The sequence below is a fragment of the Kitasatospora sp. NPDC018619 genome (genome assembly GCF_044391605.1).
Lineage (GTDB): Bacteria > Actinomycetota > Actinomycetes > Streptomycetales > Streptomycetaceae > Kitasatospora.
In genome coordinates this window covers 1-20,789 of the sequence record NZ_JBISAI010000009.1, presented here as the reverse complement: position 1 = coordinate 20,789, position 20,789 = coordinate 1, and the positions used below count along the sequence as shown (strand labels likewise).

The following is a 20,789-nucleotide window of genomic DNA, read 5'->3' as shown; positions in this document are numbered from 1 at the left end:
CCCTGGCATCGTCTTGTCGCCCGTGGGTGGGGCGCAGCTAAGATACGGGGTGTTTGGTTTTGTTTTCCGGGAGCTCAGGGCGGGGTGGTTTCGGTGGTACGGCAGGAACGGGCGCTCCGGACACGTCGGCTGATCCTGGAGGCGGCGGCTTCGGTGTTCGACGAGTTCGGGTACGAGGGGGCGACCATCGGTGAGGTGGTCTCCCGGGCCGGCGTGACACGGGGCGCGGTGTATTTCCATTTCGCCTCGAAGCGCGATCTGGCACAGGGCGTGGTGGAGGAGCAGTTCGTCCAAGACGGGGTTCCGGAACGGAGTTGCAAGCTCCAGGAGTTCGTGGACACCGGGATGGTCGTGGCGTACCTGATGCCGCGCGACCCGCTGCTCAGCGCGGGGGCCCGGCTGTCCCTCGGGCAGGACCTCTTCGACGATCTCGGCGGCGGCGCGATCCCCGGTTGGATCAGCCGGTTCGAGGCGCTGCTGGTCGCGGCCGCCGAGCGCGGCGAACTGCTCCCGCACGTCGTGCCGGCGGACACCGCGTGGCTGCTCGTGGCCGCGTGGACGGGGGTGCAGATCCAGTCCCAGAAGCTGTGCGGCCGGTCCGACCTGGAGGCGCGGGTGTCCGCGCTGTACCAGCACCTGATGCCGAGCATCGCGGTGCCGGGAGTGCTGGGCTCGTTGCAGATGGGGCCGACCCGCGGCGCCCAGGTGGTGGCCGAGGCCGCCGCGGCCCGCGCGGCGGCGGAAGGGGCCGCGGCGCAGGACGCCCCGGACGGCGCGGGCGGCAGTGACGGCGCCGTTTCGCGGGCCGCGGCGCAGGCGGGCGTCGGGGTGGGCTGAGCCCGAGGGCCGGCCTGGCGGGGGCCACTGGTCCGCCCGCTCGCCGGAAGCCGGGCGGACCCGGACGAATCGACGGACGGTGCATCGGCGGCGACGGGGCCAAGTGGCCCGGTGGCCGCCTTTGGCGTGCCCGGAGGCGGGCGCGACGGTCACGCGGTGTGACGGGATTGCGGCGAGCGGTGGCTGGCTGTCACTTCCCTCAAAACAAACAGCACGTTCGGTTTTGTATTGACAAACCGCGCGTCCTGTTTTTCACTGGTACCACTTGACCCAGGGTGTCGACCCGGGTGCCGGCCGTGGCGGAGGAGCCTGCGGCGTTCCGTGTGATTGGGGTGGTCATCGTGGAAATTCGGGTGCTCGGGGCGCTGGACGTCCGGGTGTGCGGGGTGTCGGTGGTGCCGTCGGCGCCGAAGCCGCGGCAGGTGCTGGGGCTGTTGGCGCTACGGGCGGACCAGGTGGTGTCGGCCGGGGTGCTGGCCGACGAGCTGTGGTCCGGCCGCCCGCCGCGCAGCGCACGCACCACCGTGCAGACGTACGTGCTCCAGCTGCGCGATCTCATCGACCGGGCGCTCGCCACGGCCGGTGCGGAGAAGGGGGTGTCCTGCGCCAAGGACGTCCTGGTGACCTCGCCGGGCGGCTACATGCTGAACAGCGGTGGCGGGCTGGCGGACCTCCGGGAGTTCGAGCGGCTGGCCGGCACCGGCTACCGGGCGATGGACGGAGAGGACTACCCGGCGGCGGCCCGGCTGCTCGGCGAGGCGCTCGCGCTGTGGCGCGGGGCGGCGTTCGCGGATGTCCCGGTCGGCGGCCAACTGGCCGTGGAGGCGAGGCGGTTGGAGGAGACCAGGCTCTGCGCGCTGGACCAGCGGATCGAGGCGGACCTGCGCCTGGGGCGGCACCGGGTACTGCTCGCCGAGCTCACCGTCCTGGTGGACCGCTACCGCACCCACGAGAGCCTGCACGGCCAGTACATGATCGCGCTGCACCGCTCCGGGCGCCGCGGCGAGGCCCTGGAGGCCTACCAGCGCCTGCGGAACACCCTGGTACGGGAGTTGGGCATGGAGCCCTCGGTCGGACTGCGGCGGCTCCAGCGCTCGATCCTGCTCGCGGGCCCCGAGCGTGCGGCGGATCGCCCGGCGGAGCGCGAGCCCGCCGCGATGGCCGTCGGAGCGCCCGCCGGAATGCCCGCTGCGGTGCCTGCCGGAGTACCCGGTGGGGTGCCCGTGGGCCCGGCGGCGGCCCGGCTCAGCCGGGTCGGCTGAATCCGCCGGCCGTCCGACGCGCGACGGCCGTGGTCTGGTCGGAACCTGCTTGTCGTTGTGAGGGGTTGTGGAACGGGTGGTCCAGGAGAGGTCGGAACGCACGCGTGGGCGGCTGGTGGAGGCGGGGGCGACACTGTTCGACCGTCGCGGCTACGCCGGTGCCACCCTCGGCGAGATCGCCGCATCCGCCGGGGTGACGAAGGGGGCGCTGTACTTCCACTTCGCCTCCAAGGAGGAGCTGGCCAGAGCGGTGGCCGAGCAGGCCGAGCACTCGCTGCGGTCGGCCTGCGCGGAGCTGCGCTCCTCCTCTCCGCTCCAGGGCCTGATCGACGCCGGGTACTGGCTGGTCGACGCGCTCGGAGCGGACCCGGTGGTCCGGGCGGCCTTCCGGCTCGGCCGCGAGGACGTCGGCGGGCAGGCCGGTGGGCAGGCTGTTGGGCAGGCCGGTGGGCAGACCGACGCGCAGACCGGTGGGCAGGCCACCGCGCTCGCCGCGCGGGAAACCGCCGAGCGGCGCCCCGACGGGGCCGACCCCCGGCCGTCGGTCCTCGCCGGGATGCGTGGCTTCCACGGCGTCTGGGCCGGGGTCGTGCGCGACCTGCTGGCCGCCGCCCGCCGCGCGGGCGAGCTGCGCGACCGCTCGGGCGGCCCCGGTCCGGAAACCCTGGTGGTGACCGCCGCCTGCGGCCTGGAGGTGGTGTTCGCCGACGGCTGCCCCGCCGGGGAGCGCGCCCGCCGGGTCGGCGCGCTGTGGGACTGGCTGCTGCCGTGCCTGGTCCCCCCGGGGACGGCAGGCGGCTACCGCACCCGGCCGCTGGTCCCGCAGCCGGCCTGAACCGGCCGGCGGTCACCGGCCCGCCCCGGCTCACCCGCCTCCCCCCGGCCCCGAAGGCACCGGGGCGGCCCGCCCCGTCGTCGCACGGCAGGGCCCGCGGGTGTCGACCGCCGATCGGCGTCCCGCCGCATCCCGCCGCGCGCCGCCGCACCCGGTCGGTCGGCAGGCCGCCGAGCGCCAGCGGCCCGGCGCCGGCCAGGCCCGGCGGCGCGCGGCGCCGACCGCATGCGCCGGTGTCCGGCAGCCCGCCGCCGCTCTTCGGCGGGGCCGGCTGGTGGCCCGGGCCGCCCGGGCGGGTGTGGTCCCCACCGCCCTGGGCCCGTGCCCCTGGGGCGGGCGGCGTCAGGGATCCGCAGGTAGCCGAGCGGAACGGCGTTCAGCGGCGGCACCAAACGGCCCTCGGTGGCGGGGCAGCCGCCAGCGGGTGGTCGCCCGGCCCGGGCCGGGCGGGGCTCCGCCGGTGGGGCAGGCGGAGCCGACCGCGAGGAGGCGGGGGTCGGCGGTGGCACCGGTGAGGGCCGGGCCTCCTGGAGCAGCGGCGTGCCGGTGGCCGGGACGCGCTCCGGAAAGCGGCGCGGCCGGGCGGGGGCGGGGGCGGCGGCCTGAGCGAGGGCCAGGCGGTACGTCCCCCCGGCCTCGTGCCCTCGCCCTCGTCCTCGTCCTCCCCGTGCCGCCGGAGGTGCGGCCTGGATCTTCGGAACCATTCCGATCACCCCTGCCCGGCGGGTGCGGTAGGGTGGCCGACGCCGAGTATGACCACGACTCAGGGAGGTGAGACCCATCAACGGAACGTCCGAGCGGGTGCTCCCGGAGCGCGGCCGTGCGGGCGCCTCGCGCGCGTAGCGCGGACGGCGCGCCGACGCGGTGCCGGCCCTTGACGGGAGCCCTGGCGGAACCAGCCCTCCCGTCTCCCCCCAAGGGGTTCTCTTGCCGGTCTTCTCCTCTGCCCCCCTCCGTTCCTCGGTAGCCTCCCGGCTGCGCGCCGCCGGGTGCGTGTTCGCCGAGGACGAGGCGCGGATCCTGCTCTCCGCGGCCTCCTCGGCCGCCGACCTCGCCGCCATGGTCCGCTCCCGAGCGGCCGGGCGGCCGCTCGAACACGTCGTCGGCTGGGCCGAGTTCGCCGGGCTGCGGATCGCCGTCGACCCGGGCGTCTTCGTCCCGCGCCGCCGCAGCGAGTTCCTGGCCGCCGCCGCCACCGCGCTGACCTCGCCCGGTGCGGTGGTGCTCGACCTGTGCTGCGGCAGCGGCGCACTGGGCGCCGCGGTGGCGGCCGCGGCCGCGTACCCGGTTGAGCTGTACGCGGCGGACATCGATCCAGCCGCCGTCCGCTGCGCCCGGCGCAACCTGGCCGGCGCCTCGGCGCGGGTCTTCGAGGGGGACCTGTTCGCCGCCCTCCCCGCGGACCTGCGCGGCCGGGTGGACGTGCTGATCGCCAACGTCCCGTACGTCCCGACCGGCGAGCTCGGGCTGCTTCCGCCCGAGGCGCGGCTGCACGAGGCCCGCCCGGCGCTGGACGGCGGGGCGGACGGGCTGGACGTGCTGCGGCGGGTGCTCGCGGAGGTGCCGCGGTGGCTGGCCCCCGGCGGAGCGCTGCTGTTCGAGACCAGTGAGCGGCAGGCGCCGGAGGCCCTCGCGGCGACCAGGGCGGCCGGGCTCGCGGCGGCGGAGAGCCGGCAGGAGGACCTGGACGCCACCGTCGTCACGGCGACACGGGGCTGAACGCCCTTACCGGAGAAGGAAGTTCGGAACGGCCCGGCCACCGCACCCCCGTGGCGGTGGCCGGGCCGGCGGCGGTCAGAGGTGGGTGCCGTAGACGTGGTCGACCGGGATGGTGAGCAGCACCCGCCGGTCGGCGACCATCACCCGGCGGTACTCGGCCCAGTCCGGGTGCTCCCCGGCGGCGCGGCGGTAGTAGTCCACCAGCGCCTCGACCTCCGGCCCCTCGGGGTCGGTGCCCGGCCCGGTGAGGGTGGCCACCCCCTCGACGGTGGCCCAGGAGCGGCCGTCCGGCGCGGTCACCTCCAGGCTGGCGCGCGGGTCGCGGCGCAGGTTGGCGGTCTTGGCCAGCCCGTCCCGGGTGGAGACCAGGACGGCGTTCGCCGCCCGGTCGTAGAACGGCAGCACCGGGGAGAGCTGGGGGCGGCCGTCCGCCTTGATGGTGGCGAGGATGCCGAGGCGGCTCTGCGCGAGCAGCGCGTACGGGTCGAAAGGAGTGGCGGTCATGGGAGCATCATCGGCCTTCACACCGGTGTGAGGGCAAGGCCTGCCGGGCGTGTTGGGCACGAGGACCCGCGGGACGGAACGGGGCGGGGCCGGGGCGGGATGTCCGGGAACCGGCCGCGGTGTCCGGTCCGAGCCGGTAGGGTCGATGGCGAGAACGGTGACGGTGCGTCAGCGAGCGGGCACCGTCCGAACCGAGGGGACGCCTCACGATGGCACGCGTACGCAAGCAGGTGGAACTGCTGGAGTTCGCCGACGACCTCCACACCGACGACGTCACCCCGCTGCAGGCCTTCCTGGCCGCCCGCCTGCGCGAGCTGGTCGAGGCCCAGGCCGAGGGGACCGGGGCCCGGTTCGCCGCCGAACGGCTGGCGCAGGTCACCGCGTCCGACTGCATCTTCCTCTCGGACGTCCTGGTGGCCTGGGAGGAGGTGGTCCTGGATGGCCGCAACGACGAGCCCGGCTGGACGCAGCGGATGCGCCAGGACGCCATGATCTGGTGGGAGCGGCTCTGCGTGACGGCGGCGGCGTTCCGCGACCACCCCGACCACCGCTCCCGCTGGCGCCCGCTGCCGTACATGAACCTCGCCCACGCGGAGGTCATGGCCGGTCTGACCGACCAGGCGGGCGGCGTGTACGGGCAGGGGCCGCACCCCTGAGCCCGGCCGGCCGGCGGGCCGGCGTGAACCCCGGGGCCGGTTGTCGGTGCCGGCTGCTACGGTCCCGCGCATGAGCATTCGTGTGCCCTTCATGGGCGGGGAGAAGGAGAGCCTCCGGGCGGCGCTGGAGCGGCACCGCGAGGCGGTGCTGTGGAAGCTGGAGGGGCTGGACGACGAGCAGCTGCGCCGTCCGATGACGCCCTCCGGGACGAGCCTGCTGGGGCTGGTGAAGCACCTCGGCGGCGCCGAACTCGGCTGGTTCCGGCAGACCTTCGGCCGCGAGACGGGGCCGCTGCCGTTCGACGTCGAGGCCGACGAATCCTCGGACATGCGGGTGGAGCCGCACGAGTCGACGGCGGACGTGCTGGCCTTCTACGCGCGGGCCCGGGCCGGCGCCGACGAGGTGATCCGGGAGCTGGCGCTGGACGACCGCGGCACCTCCTGGTGGGGCGACTCCGTCTCGCTGCGCTGGGTGCTGATCCACCTGACCACCGAGACGGCCCGGCACGCGGGCCACATGGACATCCTGCGCGAGCTGATCGACGGCCGGACGGGGGACCACGACCGGAGCTGACGCCCGCCCGCGCGGCCGTCCGCGCCCCGCCCTCGCCTCGGCGGGCCTCCGTGCGGCGCTCAGGCCGACAGCTTCCGGACGGCCCGGGCCAGCGCCCGCGCCGTCCGCCGGACGTCCGCCCCGGTGGTGCGCCAGTTGCCGAACGCCGCGCGCAGCGCGGGCCGCCCCGCGTACCGGGTCGGGGTGAGGAAGGCCTCGCCGGCCGTCGCGTCGGCGAGCGCGGCCAGCCGCTGCGGGGTCGGGTCCGCCGTCAGGGAGAAGCAGACGACGTTCAGCCGTACCGGGGCGAGCAGCTCCAGGCCGTCGATCCGCTCCACCTCCGCGCCGAGCGCCCGGGCGCCGGCCGCGCAGCGCTCGACGATCTCCCGGTGCCCGGAGCGGCCGTACGCCCGCAGGGTGAACCAGGCGGCGAGGGCGCGCAGCCGGTGGGAGTTCTCCGGCGTGAGGTGGACGAGGTCGGGCTGCCCGTCCCCGGGGTGCCCCGGGCCGGAGGCCGGCTCCGGGCCGAGGTAGGCGGCGGCGTTCCGGAAGACCCGCGCCTGGAGATCCGGGCGGCGGGTGAACTGCACGGCGCTGTCGTAGGGCACGTTGAGCCACTTGTGCAGGTCCACGCAGACCGAGTCGGCGAGGTCCAGCCCCGCGACCAGTTCCGCGTGCTCCGGCGACAGCGCGGCGAAGGCGCCGAACGCGGCGTCCACGTGCAGCCAGAACCCGTACCGCTCGCGCAGCGCCGCGACCGCGCGCAGGTCGTCGAAGTCGACGGTGTTGACCGTCCCGGCGTTGGCCACCACCACGCACGGCCCCGGCGCCCCGGCCAGCTCCCGCTCCAGCGCGGCCACGTCCACCGCCTCCCGGCCCGGCAGCGCGGGCACCGTCCGCAGCGCCGTGCGGCCCAGGCCCAGCAGCGAGAGCGCCTTGGCGACGCTGGAGTGGGCGGTGGCCGACAGCACCCGGACCGGCCCCAGCGCGCCGGCCCCGTCCTCGGCGACGTCCACGCCGAGCCGCTCGCCCAGCCATTCGCGGGCGATCGCCAGGCCCACCGTGTTCGACATCGTGGCGCCGCTCACGAAGGTGCCGTGGTGCGCCGCCGAGAGCCCGAACAGCTCGCGCAGCCAGCCGACCGTCTCCCGCTCCAGCTGCTGGCCGGCCGGGTCCAGCGAGGAGTTGGAGTTCTGGTCCACGGCGGAGGTCAGCCAGTCGCCGGCGAGCGCGGCGGGCGTCACCCCGCCGGTCACGAAGCCGAAGTAGCGCGGCCCGGCGCTCGCCGACAGCCGTGGCTCCCAGCGCTCGGCGAACTCCACCAGCGCGGCCCGGGTGCCGCCGGCCGTCTCGGGGAGCGGTGCGCCCCGGCCGGGGACGGCCTGTTCGAGCAGGGCCCGGTCGACCACGGGGCGTTCGTCGAGCCCCTCCAGGAAGGCGAGCGCGCGCTGCCGGGCCTCCGCCAGAAGCTCGGGCAACCGGCCGAGGTCGTCGGCGAGTTCGGGGTGCATAGGGCTTCTCCGTCGGTCGAACGTGCGGTGCGGCGAGGCTATCCGCGGGCCCCGGACGGCGTCCCGGTCCAATGCGGTACGGGTGGCCCGGAACGCCACGGGAGGTGGGGGAATTTCGGCCGTTCGGCTCAAAACCACTGCGGCGGCGCATTTCAGCCGGTCCCTTGACCGCTCCGGAGGCGGCGGACGATGATCACCGTGCACCGCGATCGAGTGAACGTTCCCGTTCGGGCAGGTTTTCGCATGTCAGGGAGGTGCAGGGCCGTGCGTACCACCACCGCTCCCGGGGCGGCGCCCGTGGCACGGGGGAGGGTCCCGCTGCTCGGCCACCTGCCGCAGCTCGCCGTGAAACGGGTGGAGTTCCTGCAGTCGATCCGGGCCCAGGGCGACATCGTCAGGATATTCCTGGGGAATCGGCCGGTCTTCGTGCTGAACTCGCCGCAGGCCGTCCACGAGGTCCTCCTGACCCAGAGCCGGAAGTTCGGCAAGGGCCTGCTGTTCGACGTCGCACGGCCTTTCATCGGCAACGGCATCATCACCTCCGAACGCGAGGTCCACCTCCGTCAGCGGCGCGCCCTCCAGCCGGCCTTCCGCCGGGACGGAATCGCCGCGTGCGTCGCCACGATGACCGGCATCGCCGAGGAGCAGGTGTCGTCCTGGCGCCCCGACGAGGTGATCGCGATGGACCTGGTGCTGCGCCGGATGATGACGGCCATGCTCGTGGCGACGCTGTTCAGCACCGGGCGCCCGGACGGTGCCGCCGCCGTCGCCGAGCTGGGCGAGCGCGTCGCCGAGCACCTGACCACGGTGATGCGCGGGGTCTTCGTGGGCACCCTGCTGCCCGCGCGCGTCGCCTCCTCGCCCGCGTTGGGGCACCGCAGGTACCTGGCCGCGGCCGGCGCGCTGCGCGACCTCGCGGACACCGCCGTACGGCAGGCCCGCCGGGATCCGGCCGGCGGCGGCGACCTGCTGTCGACCATGTTCGCCCCCTCCCCGGGCAACCCGGACGGGATGACCGACGCCGAGGCCCGCGACGAGCTGCTGTCCCTGCTCATGGCTGGTGCCGAGACCACCTCCACCACTCTGGCCTGGGCCCTCCACGAGCTCGGCCGGCGCCCGGAACTCACCCGCCGGATCAAGGCCGAGTGCGACGCCCTGCCCGCCGACGCCCCGCCCGGCGTGGCCGCACTGCCGTTCACCGACCGCTTCCTGCGGGAGGTGCTCCGGCTGCACCAGCCCAGCTGGCTGCTCATGCGGCGAGCCCTGGAGCAGGTGCGGGTCTGCGGGGTCGACCTCCCGCAGGGCGCCGAACTGATCTACAGCGCGCTGGCGATGCACCGGGACCCGGCCCACTACCCGCACCCGCTGCGGTTCGACCCGGACCGCTGGCTCGACCGCACCGAGAAGGACCTGCCCCCGGGCGCCTACGTCCCGTTCGCCCTGGGCAACCGCCGGTGCATCGGGGACCACTTCGCGATGACCGAGATGCTGGTCGTCCTGCGGGCGGTCGTGTCCCGGTGGCGACCGCGCCCGGCTCGCGGCTACCGCGTCCGGCCGGTGGCCCACGCGCTGATCCGGCCGGACGCGCTGCCGATGCGCGTCTCACCGTGGCCGACCGGCCGACGGACTGGCTGACTGACCGGCTGACCGACTGACCGACTGACCGGCCGACCGGCTGACCGACGGACTGGCCGGCTGGACGACCGATGTGCCGACCGACCGGCCGAGTGACCGGCCCCGTTCCTGGAGGTGCGCCCCATGACATCCACGGCAGAGCCCCCGGCCCTGGAGCCCGCGGCCCAGGACCCCGACAGCCTTCCCTTCCCGCGCCGGATCAGCCCGGACCACCGGGCCGCCCACGACCGCCACCTCGCCTGGCCGGAGTCCTTCGGCTTCCTGGCCACGGAGGCGGAGCGGGCCCACCACCTCAAGGGCCAGTTCCCGCTGATCGCGGCCATGTTCTACCCGAACGCGACCGGGAGCGAACTGGACATCGGCGTCGACCAGCAGAGCTGGTACTTCCTGTTCGACGACGCGCTCGACGAACGCTGGGGCGGCTCGCCAGAGCGGGTCCGCCACCTCGTCGGGCTCGTCCGGGAGGGTGTCCACGGCGAGGCGTCCCCGCTGCCGCTGGCCGCGGCCTTCGCCGACATGCGGCGGCGCAGCTGCCACGGCATGCCCGGGGACTGGATCCGGCGGTCGGCCGCGCACTGGGCCTCCTACCTCGACCACCACGTCCACGAGGCGCGCAGCCGCGGCACCGGCATACCCCTGCCGCTGAGCGACTACCTGCGCGTGCGGCGCCACACCATCGGGGTGGCGCCCGTCATCGACCTCGCCGAGCGGCTGTCCTCCTGCGTCCTGCCCGACCACCTGTACGCGCTGCCGCACCTGTCGGTCATGCGCGAGATGACCAAGACCTTCATCATCTGCGACAACGACATCGTCTCGCTGGAGAAGGACGAGGCCCTCGGCGAGCGGAACAACCTGGTGCTCTGCCTGGAACGGGAGCACGGGCTCTCCCGGGCGGAGGCGCTCGACCGGGCCCGGCGCCGCCGCGGCGAGGCCCTGGAGCTGTTCACCGGCGCCCACCGCGCCCTGCTCGGCGCCACGGCGACGGACCACCTCACCCCGGCCGAGCGGGACCTGCTGCACCGCTACTGCACGGAGGCGCTGCAGACCACCCTCCGCGGCGCCCACGACTGGCACCACGCCTCCACCCGGTACCACGCCGCGGAGACCGCCCCGCACTCCTAGCTAGGGCGTGTCTGACAATTCTCGCCGGGTGCGCGGCGTGGTCCGACGCGAATTGTCAGACACGCCCTGGACCGTTCCACGACCCGCGTGCCCGGGACCGACCACCGTTGAGGAGCCCGCACCATGCCCGACCGCCGCCCGGCGTCCTTCGTCGCCTCCGAACGGGACCGGACCTGCCCGTTCGACCCGTCCCCCGACCTGCGCCGGATGCGCGAGCAGGACGGCCTGCCGCGGCTGCGGGTGTCCCACCCGGTGCGCGGCGAGATCGACGCCGTCGTCGTCACCCGGTACGGGGACGTCCGCGCCGCCTTCGCGGAGGACCGCCTGGCGACCGGCAACGGCATCGACCCCTCGCTGCCGCGCACCCTGTTCAACCACCCGGGCTTCCTGCCCGCCTACAGCGGCCCGGAGCACGCCCGGCTGCGCCGGATGCTCACCGGGAGCTTCACCGTCCGCCGGGTCGAGGGGCTGCGGCCCGCGATCGAGGCGATCGTCTCCGAGCACCTGGACGCCATGGCCGAGCACGGGCCGGTCGTCGACCTGGTCGAGGCGTTCGCCCTGCCGATCCCCTCGCTGGTGGTCTGCGAACTGCTCGACGTTCCGTACGGGACCAGGGCGATGTTCCAGCGCTGCGCCCAGGTGATCATGGACGGGACCGCCGACGCCGGTCAACTGGTCGCGGCTTCCGCCGAGTTGAACGAGGCCATGGCCGGCATCGTCGCCCGCAACCGGGCCGCCCCCGGGGACGGGGTGCTGGGCGAGGTGGTGCGCCGCCACGGCGCCGAGCTCACCGACGAGGAGCTCGTCGGCTTCGGCACCACCCTCCTGGTCGGCGGGCACGAGACCACCGCGACCATGCTCGCCCTGAGCGTGCCGGCCCTGCTCCGCCACCCGGAACAGCTCGCCGCCCTCCGGGACGACCCGGAGGCGGCCGCTCCCGCCGTGGAGGAGCTGCTGCGCCATCTCGCCATCCCCGCACCGCTGTTGCGCACGGCCGTCGCCGACGTCGAGGTCAACGGCCACCGGATCGCCGAGGGCGAGCACGTGCTGCTCTCCCCGCTGACCGCGAACCGCGACCCCGAACTCGTCCCGGACCGCCCCGACGACCTCGACCTGCGCCGCCGCCCGGTGGCCCAGCTGTCCTTCGGCTTCGGCGCCCACCAGTGCCTCGGGCAGCAACTGGCCCGGCTGGAGCTGAGGATCGCGCTCCCGGCGCTGCTGCGGCGCTTCCCCGGGCTGCGGCTGGCCGTCCCGGAATCCGAGCTGCGCTTCCGGGAGGGCTCGACGGTCTACGGCGTGCAGGCCCTGCCGGTCACCTGGTGACCGGCAGGGGGCGCGGGCCCGCCCGTCGGGGCGGGGCCGGGGGTGCGTGGTGGGGGGTCAGCGCAGGGTCACCTCGCGGGGGCCGTTGAAGGGGGCCAGGGACAGGACGGTCTTCGGGGTGCGCAGCGCGTCGTGCTCGGTGAAGAGGCGGCGGACGGCCGGGAGGTCGACCGGGCCGACGGTCAGGTGGGCGACCTCGTCGTACGGGGCGTGGGGCGTGTTGGTGGAGCCGGTGCCCCAGGTGTCCCAGAGCAGGGTCTCGACCTTGTTCAGCGCGGCGAGGTCCAGCCGGGTGGAGTGGGCGACGAACCACTCGCCGTTCAGCGGGCCCTCCTCGGGCGGGTGGACGCCGAAGGCGGCGGCCGCGGCGCGGTCGGCGCGGACCGTGCGCCAGGCCCGGCCGGCCACCAGGAAGCGGTCGCGGGGGACGTCCATCGGGTCGAAATCCGCCTGACAGGCGGCGGCGACCCTCGGGTCGGCCAGCTGCGGGTCGGCGAGCAGCCAGCCGCGCCGGTCGTCCCAGTACTCGGTGGCCACGTGGTCGCAGTGGAAGCCGTCCGGGCCGAGGTAGTCGGCGAAGCCGCAGCGCAGCCGGGCCGGCACGCCGACGTGGCGGAGGAAGGAGCAGTGCAGCAGCGCGAGGTCCCGGCAGACGCCGACGAAGCGGTCGGCGGGCGCGCGGGGGTGGCCCAGCGGGGCCGGGTCGCGCTCGGTGATCAGGCCGAGGATGTCGTCGAGGTAGCGGGTCTCGGCGTCGTGGTGGAGCCGCTGCGCCGGGATGTGGTGGTGGAACATCCGGCCTTCGAGGCGATGGATGATCAGGTTGCGGGCGATCCGGGCGAGTCGGGCGGGGTCCTTGGGGAGGTCGGCGTAGCGGGGGAGGTGGGCGCCGGGGTCGGAGAAGACGCTCTGCCCGAGGTAGAAGGCGGGGAAGTCGGCGGAGGGCACGGGGGAACTCCCATGGGGCTTCGGCCGCATGATCGATGGCTGGGCCGCTGGTGCTCACCGTGGCAAATTTTGGGGGCGATTGTCCAGAAGAGGCCGACGGGCGGCGGTGGTTGGGCTCCTCGGGACCGTCCCGGCGGTCGGGATCGTTCGGACGGTTCCGTCCGTCGGGGCGGTCCGTCGGGGCGGTCCGGCTGGGTGGCGCGGGCGGTCCCGCGGGCCGGGGCGGTTCAGCGGCTCGGAGTGGGGACGGCGCCGCCCTCGGCGTGCGCGACCCGCACGCCGCCGGGCAGGGTGCGGGACCACGCCTCGCCGACCGGGGCGAGCCGGGCGGCGGGGAGCGGGTCAGGGCCGAGGCCGATCGGGAGGTGGACGCGGCCGTCGGCCGTCCGGTACGGGTGGGGCCAGGCGTGCAGCCCGGTGGCCCCGGCCTCCTCCAGGGCCGTCAGCAGGGCGCGGAGGCGGCCCCTGACGAGGCCGAGCGCCCCCTCGTCGGTGCCGACCACGGCCCACGCGGCGTGCCGGCGGTGCAGCGGGGGAGCGGCGAGCAGGGCGGGCCACGGGTCGGCCGAGGGGTCGCCCGTGAGCTCCCAGGCGCGGTAGAGCTCCTCGGTGAGCAGGTCGCGGACGTCGGGGCCGACCTGGGTGGTGCAGCTGCGCACCGGCGCGGACGGGGTGAGCACGGTGAGCGGCCCCGGGCCGGGCTGCGTCGGAGCGTCGGTGAGGGCGACGGGCCGGCGCCAGTCCCAGGCCGCCCAGGTCTCGGTGAAGCTCCGGAAGAGGTCGCGCCCGGGGTCGTCGGCCGCCGCCAGGACGGTCCGCGCGGCCAGCACCGACCACATCCGGAGCACGACCACGCCCTGGAGACCCTCGACCTCCGCTACCGCACGCCCGGCCTCGCCGAGGCGGTGGACGTCGCCGAGTTCATGGTCAACGTCGCCGACCTCGCGGCCCTGGACCCCCGCTCCTCCCGCAGCGCGCTGACCGCCTACGGCCGGGAGCACTTCGCGCGTCCCGGCGGCGGCTACGAGATCGGCCACATCCAGGACATGCTCGTCGTCCGCCGCGCCGGGGGCTCCTGAGGCGGCGGGGCCCGGCGGGCTGCCGGGCCCCGCCGGGGTGGGCCGCGCCGGGGCTGCCGGGCGGTGGGCTGCCGGGTGGTGGGGGCTGCCGGGTGGGTCGCGCGCTTTCGAGGGCTGATCCCTCGACCCCGTCCGAAGGCTCAGCCCTTCACCGCGCCGACGGCGAGGCCGGAGGCGATCCGGCGCTGGACGACGAGGAAGAACACCACGACGGGCAGCGCGGTCAGCGTGGCGCCCGCCATCAGGCCGCCGTAGTCGGTCCCGAAGCTGGTCTGGAAGGAGACCAGCCAGATGCTGACCGTCTGCTTGTCCGGGCTGGACAGCAGGACGTAGACGAGGACGTACTCGTTCCAGGCCTGGACGAGCGCGAAGACGGAGGTGGCGACGATGCCGGGCGCGAGCAGCGGGAGCACCACCCGGCGGAACGCGCCGAGGCGGCCGCAGCCGTCGACCATGGCCGCCTCCTCGAGCTCCACGGGGATCCCGGCGATGAAGCCGCGCAGCATCCACACCGTGAAGGGCAGCGTGAACACCAGGTAGGTGAGGACCACTCCGCCGAGGCTGTCGGTCATCCCGACGTCGTTCAGCAGCAGGTAGACCGGGATGATCAGCGCCGTCAGCGGGACCATCTGGACGACGAGGATCACCATGACGAAGGCCCTGCGCCCGGCGAAGCGGAAACGGGCGAGCGCGAAGGCGGCGAGGACGCCCACGACCAGGGACACCAGGACGGTGCCGAGGCCGATGACGGCGCTGGAGCGGACGTTGGCCCAGAAGGTCTCCGAGCCCAGCGCCCTGGCGAAGTTGCCCAGCGTGGGCCGGCCCGGCCAGAACCTCGGCGGCAGGCTGAGGACTTCGGTGGCTGGCCGGAACGCCGTGAGCACCATCCAGTAGACCGGGAACCCGACCACCGCGGCGACGAGCAGGCCGAGCAGGTCGTGGCGCAGCGAACGCCGCCGTCTCATTCGACCTCTCCCGTCCTGAGCATCCGGCGCAGGTACACGACCGAGCCGGCGAGCAGCAGCACGACCGTGACGAGCGCGATCGCGGCCCCGGTGCTGTACCGGTTCACCGCGAAGGACTCGATGAAGGAGTAGACGCCCAGCAGGTAGTACTCGCGCTCGGGCTGGCCGCCGCGCATGATCCAGATCTGGTTGAACGTGCCGGAGTTCCAGATCGCCATCAGCGTGGTGACCATCAGCAGGACCGGTCTGATCACCGGGAGGGTGACGTGCCGGAAGACCTGGAACGGCCGGGCGCCGTCGAGCACCGCGGACTCCTCCAGCTCGGGCGGCACCTGCGCCAGCGCGGCCCGCAGGGTGACGGCGGCGAACGGCAGCGAGCCCCACACCACGACCGCGACGATGACGGCGAAGCCCTGCAAGGGCTCGGTGAACCAGTTGTGCCGGGCCAGGTCCACCCCGGGGAGCCGGGAGAGCAGCCAGTTCACCACCCCGTAGTCGGCGTCGAAGAGCCAGCGGAAGACCGCCCCGGCGACCATGACCGGCATCGCCCACACCGTGACCAGCACGCCGGAGACGACGGCGCGCACCCAGGGGGAGACGCGGTGCGTCAGCAGCGCGACCGCCGTTCCGCAGACCACCGTGAGGACGACCGAGGCCGCGGTGAAGAGCACGGTGCGCAGCACCACCGTCCAGAAGAAGCCGTCACTGAGGATCCGGCGGAACTGCTCCAGACCGGCCCAGGGCGGTGCCGCGCCGCTGAACAGCTGCTCGCGGGTCATGTCCTGGAAGGCGAGGACGGCCATGTCCGCGAGCGGGTAGCCGAGCACCAGGACGAGCGCGAGGACGGTCGGGGCGATCAGCAGGTAGGGCAGCAGGTGCGGCGGCAGGAGCGACAGCAGGAGACGGCGGCGCCGCCGGCCCGGGTCAGCGCTCATTGATCACTTCGTCGATCCGCCGGTCCGCCTCCCGCGCGGCGTCCTGGACCGACGCCTTGCCGTTGGCGATCCGCTCCAGCATCTCGGGCAGGATGTTGGACTTCTCCGCGGACGTCCACCCGGGCGCGAAGGGGGTCATCCAGCCCCCGGTGGCCGCCGCCTGGGCGGCGGGCCCGTTGATGCCGCCGGCGGCGACCTCGGCCAGCTGGGCGGTGTTGTTGGGCAGGGTGTTCGCGGCGATCAGCGCCTTCTGCGACTCCCGGTCGGTGAACGTCCTGATCCAGTCGGCGGCCAGCTCCTTGCGGGTGGACTTGGCCGGCACGGCCAGGGTGGAGCCGCCGAGGAACGGCGGGAGGAGTTTGCCGGACGGGCCGGGGAAGGCGAAGGTGGCGAACCTGCCCTTGAGCTTCGGGTCCCCGCCGGAGCGCTCGTCGGCGGCGGCGTCGGCCTCCCAGGTGTTGCCGTAGAACACGCCCACGTGGCCCTGGCCGACGACGCCCGGCTGGTCGCCGTTGTCCTTCGCACGGTCGCCGACGTAGTACGTGTCGATCAGCCGCTTCCACTCGGTGAGCCCGGCGACGGACTGCGGCGAGGAGAGCGAGGCCTTCCAGCGGTCGCCGTCCTTCACCGCGATCTCGCCGCCGGCGTCCTTCACGAAGGCCATGGCCGCGTTCCAGTAGCGGCCGGGCATGTAGAGGGCCGAGAAGTTCGGGTCCTCGGGGCCGTAGGTCGCCTTCAGGCGGTCGAAGGCGGAGAGGAGTTCGGGGTACGTCCGTGGCGCGTCCGGCACGCCGGCGCGGGCGAAGTAGTCGGTGCGGTAGACGCCGACCCGGGCTCCGACGTAGTAGGGCACGCAGTAGGTCCTGCCGTTCGCGCGGCAGGCGTCGGCGAGCGCCGGCAGCCAGGCCTCGGACTGGTCGTAGCGGGCCGGGTCGAGGGGGGCGAAGGCGCCGTTGACGATGTAGTTGGTGGTCTCGCTGTTGCCCATCTCCACCACGTCGGGCACGTTGCGGCCGGCGAGCACGGCGTCCAGCTTCTGGTTCTTCGTCGTCCACTGCTGGTACTGGACCTCGACCTCGACCCCGGGGTGGGCCTTGGCGAAGCGCTCATTAGTGGACTGGACCAATTCCGGCCAACTCTCCTGGGCGTCCACCGCCAGCCAGACCGTCAGCCTGCCGCCGCCCGCCGCGCCGTTCCCCGCTCCGGAACCGCATCCGGCCACGGCCAGGGACAGCAGAAACGCGAGGACCGGGGGGCGAAAGCGCGCGCGAATGGCCATGGAGTCTCCAAGTTCTCGGTGGGGGTACCTTTCTGACTACCCGTCGGGCATGTGCGGCGAGCACGGTCGCCGACATTCGACCGGAAGGCGACGCCCGGTGGGGCCGGGGTGGCGCCGTCCCCGGCGGCCGTCCCCGACCGCCCGTTCGGTCCAACCCGGTCAGGCCGGCGGCCCAGCCCGGCGCGCGCCCGCGCCGTCCGGCTGGTGGGCTGGGCGGGGGGAGTCCGCCGACCGACCGGCCTCCCGTGCCCACTCAGGAGGAAGCGGTGCCGGACCCGACGACGACGTACACCGACCTGCGCGCCCTGGTGATCAACTGCACCCTCAAGCGCTCCCCGGAGCGCAGCCACACCCAGGGCCTGATCGACCTCAGCACCGGCATCCTGGAGCGCCAGGGCGTCGCCGTCGACGTCCTGCGCGCCGTCGACCTCGACATCGCCACGGGCGTCTGGCCGGACATGACCGAGCACGGCTGGGAGACCGACGAGTGGCCGGTGGTCTACTCCCAGGTCATGGCCGCCGACATCCTCACCCTGGCCGGCCCGGTCTGGCTGGGGGACAACTCGTCGGTGATGAAGAAGGTGATCGAGCGGCTCTACGCCTGCTCGTCGATCCTCAACTCCGAGGGCCAGTACGCCTACTACGGTCGGGTCGGCGGCTGTCTGATCACCGGGAACGAGGACGGCGCCAAGCACTGCGCGATGAACGTGCTCTACAGCCTCCAGCACCTGGGCTACACCATCCCGCCGCAGGCCGACGCCGGCTGGGTGGGGGAGGCGGGCCCCGGGCCGTCCTACCTGGACCCGGGCTCGGGCGGGCCGGAGAACGACTTCACCAACCGCAACGCCACCTTCATGACCTGGAACCAGCTGCACCTGGCCCGGATGCTCAAGGACGCCGGCGGCATTCCGGCCCACGGCAACCAGCGCTCGGAGTGGGACGCCGGCTGCCGCTTCGACTTCGAGAACCCCGAGCACCGGTGAACCGATAGCTCCGTCGTGCCCGGAGCCGAAGCTTGTTGCCGTAGGCCGGGGAAGGGCATCTCTCCGGCATGGGTGGGGTGCTTCGGGTTGAGCCGGTCCGCCTGGAGACGTTCACGGGGCTGCGGATGCGGTAGTTCGAGGGCCTGGTGGCGGGTGGTGCGCGAGCGGGGTGGCGGCGGGGCAGCGGCGCCGTAGGCCTGCCGCCACCCCCGCCCGTTCTGCTCCGATTGCTGGGTGGTTCAGGTGACTGGTGGCAGTCCGTCGTTTCGGGCGGGTCTCCGGCGGGATCTCTAGCCTCGGCAAGAGCCCGGCCCCCTTCCTTTCGCTCGAACGAGGTTGGAGATTATGAAACAGGAGACTTCTCAGAGCCGAAGCAGTGAGTTGGTCGATCCCGCCGGCGTCGTCCTGACACCGAGTGCGGAGATTAACAGTCCGTTTGGCTTCACAAATCCGACGACAGAGGATCAGGAAATCCTCAAGCAGCTCATCTGCTGGGCCGCCGGACAGGTGCCCGGCGTCGGCACCTACCTGGGCCTGATCGCTTCGATCGTCCTCCGAAAGATCTGGCCTACCGGTGGTGGCGCCAACAGCAGGCCTCTGGAGGAGCTTCTGGCGAAGATCAAGGCCATCATCGCGCAGGAGATCGATGGCCTCTGGCGCCGTATTGTCGCCGGTCAACTCGACGAGGTTCGACGCGCCGTCAACGAGTACAAGGAATGGGCGGCTAAGGCCCAACAGGGCGAGCATCAGAAGGGGAAGGGGCGGGAGAAGTACAAGTACGCTATCAATCTCATCAACACAAAGGGCGGCTGGTTCACGGAAGAATCCAACGAGCCATGGAAAACGCTCCCCCTTCTCGCTCAGTACGCGAACATGCATATCCTGCTGATGCGCGACATGGTCCATAATGCCGAGACCCTGGGCTTCTCCAGCGAGGACGTGAAGGACGCCAAGGATGCACTCAAGAAGTACGCGGGGAGCGCGACCCTGCCCGCCGGAGGGCCCAACTCCACGGGTGGGGTGTATGCGGCGCACGTGTACAACGCGTACTGGACCGGCGCAATGAAAATGAGGGACAAGAGCTGGTGGTACGCCCTCGAATACCAGCGGACGATGTACCTGGCAGCGGTCGACTACGCGACGATGTGGCCCGCTCTCAGCGACCCGGACCACAAGGTCGAAAAGGTGGAGAGAAAGCGATGCCTCCACCTGGGCCCGATCGGTTCCAGCGGTGACATCTCCGGCTGGTTCACGGAGAAGAGGTTCCCGATGGCGCTCGATGAGGGAGACCCCTACAGTCTGGACTACCTCAAGCTCAACGTAGGAAATGGCGGCGGGTATTTCGTTTACGGCATCGTCGTGTCGCACAACGGCGCCGAGCGGAAGGCTGCGGGGTCGGATGACAACGAGGGGAGGTTCTGGCACTACAGCCCCACGGGAAAAGACATCACCCATCTGTCCGTATACGGGCTCGACGGTTACAACCTCGGAGGCCTGGGGTACACGATCCGGGGTCAGAAGCAGGAAACCTCCTACGGGCTCAAGCATGTACATATCAACAAATTCAACATTGCCGGCCACCACCTTCGCGACGTAGCAGGGGCTCCGCGTCAATGGGGCTGCGGTCGAACCATTTTCACCTTCAAGCCTGACTCCGACTACATCAACCCGGAAAAGCCATCGCCCAACCGCGGAGAAATCTACGAAATCTACTCCGTGAGCACGGGGAAGGTGCTCCAGCAAGGCCGGCGCCGTCCCGACTCGCCCCCGAGGGCCGGACTGCAAGAGGCTGCCACTGGTGACGACGGCCGGTACTGGGAGTTCGTTCCGGCCGAACAACCGCCGGGCTGGCACATCCTCAACCGTGCGACTGGCGAAGCCCTGTGCGCGCGGGGAGGCGAGATCTCCATGGAGCGCGCCGAGTCCGGAACACTGCCCACCTGCTGGGTCCTGGAAGATCAAGACGACGGTACCTTCGCCCTTGTCGCGCCGGGGGTTGACGTCGCCTCCGCCCTGGGGGAGGACCACTGGCTGATCCTGCCCGCCGGTGCCCCGCCTGCAGAGTGACGTCCTCAGCCTCCGGGTCGGCCGGACGACAGTTCGGGTCCGGGCACCGCTTGCCCGGGCGGGCGGCGGGGGGGGGCCGGGGTGCGGGGCGGCGAGGCCGGGGTGCGGCGCGGTCGCGGTGACGGGCGCGGCGGTTCCGGTGGGCGCGACGGTTCCGGTGGGCTCGGCGGGGCAGGTGTCCGGTGCCGCGTCCGGTGTCGCCGGTCCGGGCGCCGGGCGCGGCGCGATCACTCCGGCCGCCGCCAGGCGCCGTACGTCCACGAGCGTGTGGAACGCCTGCCGGCCCAGCTGCCGGGCCAGATCGGCGGCGGTGCGGGTGCCGTCGATCCGGTCCAGCAGGGTCTGCTGACGGGCGGTGAGCCGGGGCGCGGCGGCGGCGTACGTCCGCACCAGCGGCGCGTGGTCGGGGCGCGGGTCGGGCCAGATGCGGTGCAGCAGGTCGCGGCGGCGCAGCGTCTCGCGCTCCAGCGCGGCGACCGGCACCGGCAGGACGGGACCGAGCCGGTGGGCGACGCCGTAGCGGAAACGGCCCGGGGCGCTGCTCGGGGCGAGGGCGAAGTACGCGGCGTCGTAGAG

The 20,789-nt window shown here is 73.5% G+C and carries 20 protein-coding genes; 13 read left to right on the top strand and 7 right to left on the bottom strand.

The features are described from left to right. Positions 1 to 93: 93 nt before the first annotated feature. From ACH5AR_RS15925 to ACH5AR_RS15910, 4 genes are all read left to right on the top strand, one after another. Complete coding sequence (locus ACH5AR_RS15925; RefSeq protein WP_396301994.1) at positions 94 to 837, top strand: ScbR family autoregulator-binding transcription factor; 744 nt, start codon at positions 94 to 96, stop codon at positions 835 to 837. Between the two features lie 341 nt (positions 838 to 1,178). Beyond that, entirely contained in the window at positions 1,179 to 2,099 is a 921-nt protein-coding gene (locus ACH5AR_RS15920) for a BTAD domain-containing putative transcriptional regulator (RefSeq protein ID WP_396301993.1), read from the top strand. A gap of 76 nt (positions 2,100 to 2,175) precedes the next feature. Beyond that, positions 2,176 to 2,934 carry a TetR family transcriptional regulator gene (locus ACH5AR_RS15915; RefSeq protein ID WP_396301992.1) on the top strand — a complete coding sequence of 253 codons (759 nt, stop codon included), beginning with the start codon at positions 2,176 to 2,178 and terminating at the stop codon, positions 2,932 to 2,934. A gap of 927 nt (positions 2,935 to 3,861) precedes the next feature. Then, a complete protein-coding gene (locus ACH5AR_RS15910; protein WP_396301991.1) occupies positions 3,862 to 4,653 on the top strand; it encodes a putative protein N(5)-glutamine methyltransferase in 792 nt (263 codons plus the stop codon). 75 nt (positions 4,654 to 4,728) lie between these two features. On the opposite strand, the gene ACH5AR_RS15905 is transcribed toward ACH5AR_RS15910, so the two are convergent. Then, complete coding sequence (locus ACH5AR_RS15905; protein ID WP_396301990.1) at positions 4,729 to 5,157, bottom strand: PPOX class F420-dependent oxidoreductase; 429 nt, start codon at positions 5,155 to 5,157, stop codon at positions 4,729 to 4,731. Positions 5,158 to 5,366: 209 nt separating this feature from the next. On the opposite strand from ACH5AR_RS15905, the gene ACH5AR_RS15900 reads away from it, so the two are divergent. After that, complete coding sequence (locus ACH5AR_RS15900) at positions 5,367 to 5,813, top strand: hypothetical protein (protein WP_396301989.1); 447 nt, start codon at positions 5,367 to 5,369, stop codon at positions 5,811 to 5,813. A gap of 70 nt (positions 5,814 to 5,883) precedes the next feature. Further along, the gene (locus ACH5AR_RS15895; protein ID WP_396301988.1) at positions 5,884 to 6,387 is read left to right on the top strand and encodes a DinB family protein; all 504 of its coding nucleotides are present in this window, start codon (positions 5,884 to 5,886) and stop codon (positions 6,385 to 6,387) included. 59 nt (positions 6,388 to 6,446) lie between these two features. Here ACH5AR_RS15895 and ACH5AR_RS15890 read toward each other — a convergent pair whose 3' ends face one another. Continuing rightward, on the bottom strand, positions 6,447 to 7,877 hold the full coding sequence (locus tag ACH5AR_RS15890) for a pyridoxal phosphate-dependent decarboxylase family protein (protein ID WP_396301987.1): 1,431 nt from the start codon (positions 7,875 to 7,877) through the stop codon (positions 6,447 to 6,449). Between the two features lie 264 nt (positions 7,878 to 8,141). Here ACH5AR_RS15890 and ACH5AR_RS15885 point away from each other — a divergent pair, with 264 nt between their 5' ends. The 3 genes from ACH5AR_RS15885 (at position 8,142) to ACH5AR_RS15875 (ending at position 11,957) form a co-directional block, all read left to right on the top strand. Further along, positions 8,142 to 9,512, top strand: a complete 1,371-nt coding sequence (locus tag ACH5AR_RS15885; RefSeq protein WP_396301986.1) for a cytochrome P450 — start codon at positions 8,142 to 8,144, stop codon at positions 9,510 to 9,512. 123 nt (positions 9,513 to 9,635) lie between these two features. Then, positions 9,636 to 10,634, top strand: a complete 999-nt coding sequence (locus ACH5AR_RS15880; protein WP_396301985.1) for a pentalenene synthase — start codon at positions 9,636 to 9,638, stop codon at positions 10,632 to 10,634. Positions 10,635 to 10,757: 123 nt separating this feature from the next. After that, positions 10,758 to 11,957, top strand: coding sequence for a cytochrome P450 (locus ACH5AR_RS15875; protein WP_396301984.1), 1,200 nt, complete (start codon positions 10,758 to 10,760; stop codon positions 11,955 to 11,957). A gap of 57 nt (positions 11,958 to 12,014) precedes the next feature. Here the strand turns inward: ACH5AR_RS15875 and ACH5AR_RS15870 are convergent, their stop codons facing one another. Both ACH5AR_RS15870 and ACH5AR_RS15865 read right to left on the bottom strand, forming a co-directional pair. Then, positions 12,015 to 12,935 carry a transglutaminase-like domain-containing protein gene (locus tag ACH5AR_RS15870; RefSeq protein WP_396301983.1) on the bottom strand — a complete coding sequence of 307 codons (921 nt, stop codon included), beginning with the start codon at positions 12,933 to 12,935 and terminating at the stop codon, positions 12,015 to 12,017. Between the two features lie 197 nt (positions 12,936 to 13,132). Next, positions 13,133 to 13,759: a hypothetical protein gene (locus ACH5AR_RS15865; protein ID WP_396301982.1), complete on the bottom strand. Its 627-nt coding sequence runs from the start codon at positions 13,757 to 13,759 to the stop codon at positions 13,133 to 13,135. Between the two features lie 51 nt (positions 13,760 to 13,810). Here ACH5AR_RS15865 and ACH5AR_RS15860 point away from each other — a divergent pair, with 51 nt between their 5' ends. Then, complete coding sequence (locus ACH5AR_RS15860) at positions 13,811 to 13,984, top strand: hypothetical protein (protein WP_396301981.1); 174 nt, start codon at positions 13,811 to 13,813, stop codon at positions 13,982 to 13,984. A gap of 140 nt (positions 13,985 to 14,124) precedes the next feature. Here the strand turns inward: ACH5AR_RS15860 and ACH5AR_RS15855 are convergent, their stop codons facing one another. From ACH5AR_RS15855 to ACH5AR_RS15845, 3 genes are read right to left on the bottom strand one after another with little or no spacing between them, the layout of a single operon-like run. Beyond that, positions 14,125 to 14,949, bottom strand: a complete 825-nt coding sequence (locus tag ACH5AR_RS15855; RefSeq protein ID WP_396301980.1) for a carbohydrate ABC transporter permease — start codon at positions 14,947 to 14,949, stop codon at positions 14,125 to 14,127. Further along, the gene (locus ACH5AR_RS15850; protein WP_396301979.1) at positions 14,946 to 15,884 is read right to left on the bottom strand and encodes a carbohydrate ABC transporter permease; all 939 of its coding nucleotides are present in this window, start codon (positions 15,882 to 15,884) and stop codon (positions 14,946 to 14,948) included. Before ACH5AR_RS15850 ends, ACH5AR_RS15855 begins: the two co-directional genes overlap by 4 nt. After that, positions 15,874 to 17,163, bottom strand: coding sequence for an extracellular solute-binding protein (locus ACH5AR_RS15845; RefSeq protein ID WP_396301978.1), 1,290 nt, complete (start codon positions 17,161 to 17,163; stop codon positions 15,874 to 15,876). Before ACH5AR_RS15845 ends, ACH5AR_RS15850 begins: the two co-directional genes overlap by 11 nt. Positions 17,164 to 17,429: 266 nt before the next feature. On the opposite strand from ACH5AR_RS15845, the gene ACH5AR_RS15840 reads away from it, so the two are divergent. From ACH5AR_RS15840 to ACH5AR_RS15830, 3 genes are all read left to right on the top strand, one after another. Further along, positions 17,430 to 18,146, top strand: a complete 717-nt coding sequence (locus ACH5AR_RS15840; protein ID WP_396301977.1) for a flavodoxin family protein — start codon at positions 17,430 to 17,432, stop codon at positions 18,144 to 18,146. 345 nt (positions 18,147 to 18,491) lie between these two features. Further along, the gene (locus ACH5AR_RS15835) at positions 18,492 to 20,213 is read left to right on the top strand and encodes an insecticidal delta-endotoxin Cry8Ea1 family protein (protein WP_396301976.1); all 1,722 of its coding nucleotides are present in this window, start codon (positions 18,492 to 18,494) and stop codon (positions 20,211 to 20,213) included. Positions 20,214 to 20,480: 267 nt separating this feature from the next. Then, positions 20,481 to 20,789 (top strand): hypothetical protein (locus tag ACH5AR_RS15830; RefSeq protein WP_396301975.1); only part of this gene is annotated, 309 nt, incomplete at its 3' end.

Excerpts from the sequence above, each read along its gene's own strand:
- ACH5AR_RS15905 (WP_396301990.1), bottom strand. The coding sequence starts at position 5,157 with ATGACCGCCACTCCTTTCGACCCGTACGCGCTGCTCGCGCAGAGCCGC.
- ACH5AR_RS15900 (WP_396301989.1), top strand. The coding sequence starts at position 5,367 with ATGGCACGCGTACGCAAGCAGGTGGAACTGCTGGAGTTCGCCGACGAC.
- ACH5AR_RS15895 (WP_396301988.1), top strand. The coding sequence starts at position 5,884 with ATGAGCATTCGTGTGCCCTTCATGGGCGGGGAGAAGGAGAGCCTCCGG.
- ACH5AR_RS15890 (WP_396301987.1), bottom strand. The coding sequence starts at position 7,877 with ATGCACCCCGAACTCGCCGACGACCTCGGCCGGTTGCCCGAGCTTCTG.
- ACH5AR_RS15880 (WP_396301985.1), top strand. The coding sequence starts at position 9,636 with ATGACATCCACGGCAGAGCCCCCGGCCCTGGAGCCCGCGGCCCAGGAC.
- ACH5AR_RS15875 (WP_396301984.1), top strand. The coding sequence starts at position 10,758 with ATGCCCGACCGCCGCCCGGCGTCCTTCGTCGCCTCCGAACGGGACCGG.
- ACH5AR_RS15870 (WP_396301983.1), bottom strand. The coding sequence starts at position 12,935 with ATGCGGCCGAAGCCCCATGGGAGTTCCCCCGTGCCCTCCGCCGACTTC.
- ACH5AR_RS15855 (WP_396301980.1), bottom strand. The coding sequence starts at position 14,949 with ATGAGACGGCGGCGTTCGCTGCGCCACGACCTGCTCGGCCTGCTCGTC.
- ACH5AR_RS15850 (WP_396301979.1), bottom strand. The coding sequence starts at position 15,884 with ATGAGCGCTGACCCGGGCCGGCGGCGCCGCCGTCTCCTGCTGTCGCTC.
- ACH5AR_RS15845 (WP_396301978.1), bottom strand. The coding sequence starts at position 17,163 with ATGGCCATTCGCGCGCGCTTTCGCCCCCCGGTCCTCGCGTTTCTGCTG.
- ACH5AR_RS15835 (WP_396301976.1), top strand. The coding sequence starts at position 18,492 with ATGAAACAGGAGACTTCTCAGAGCCGAAGCAGTGAGTTGGTCGATCCC.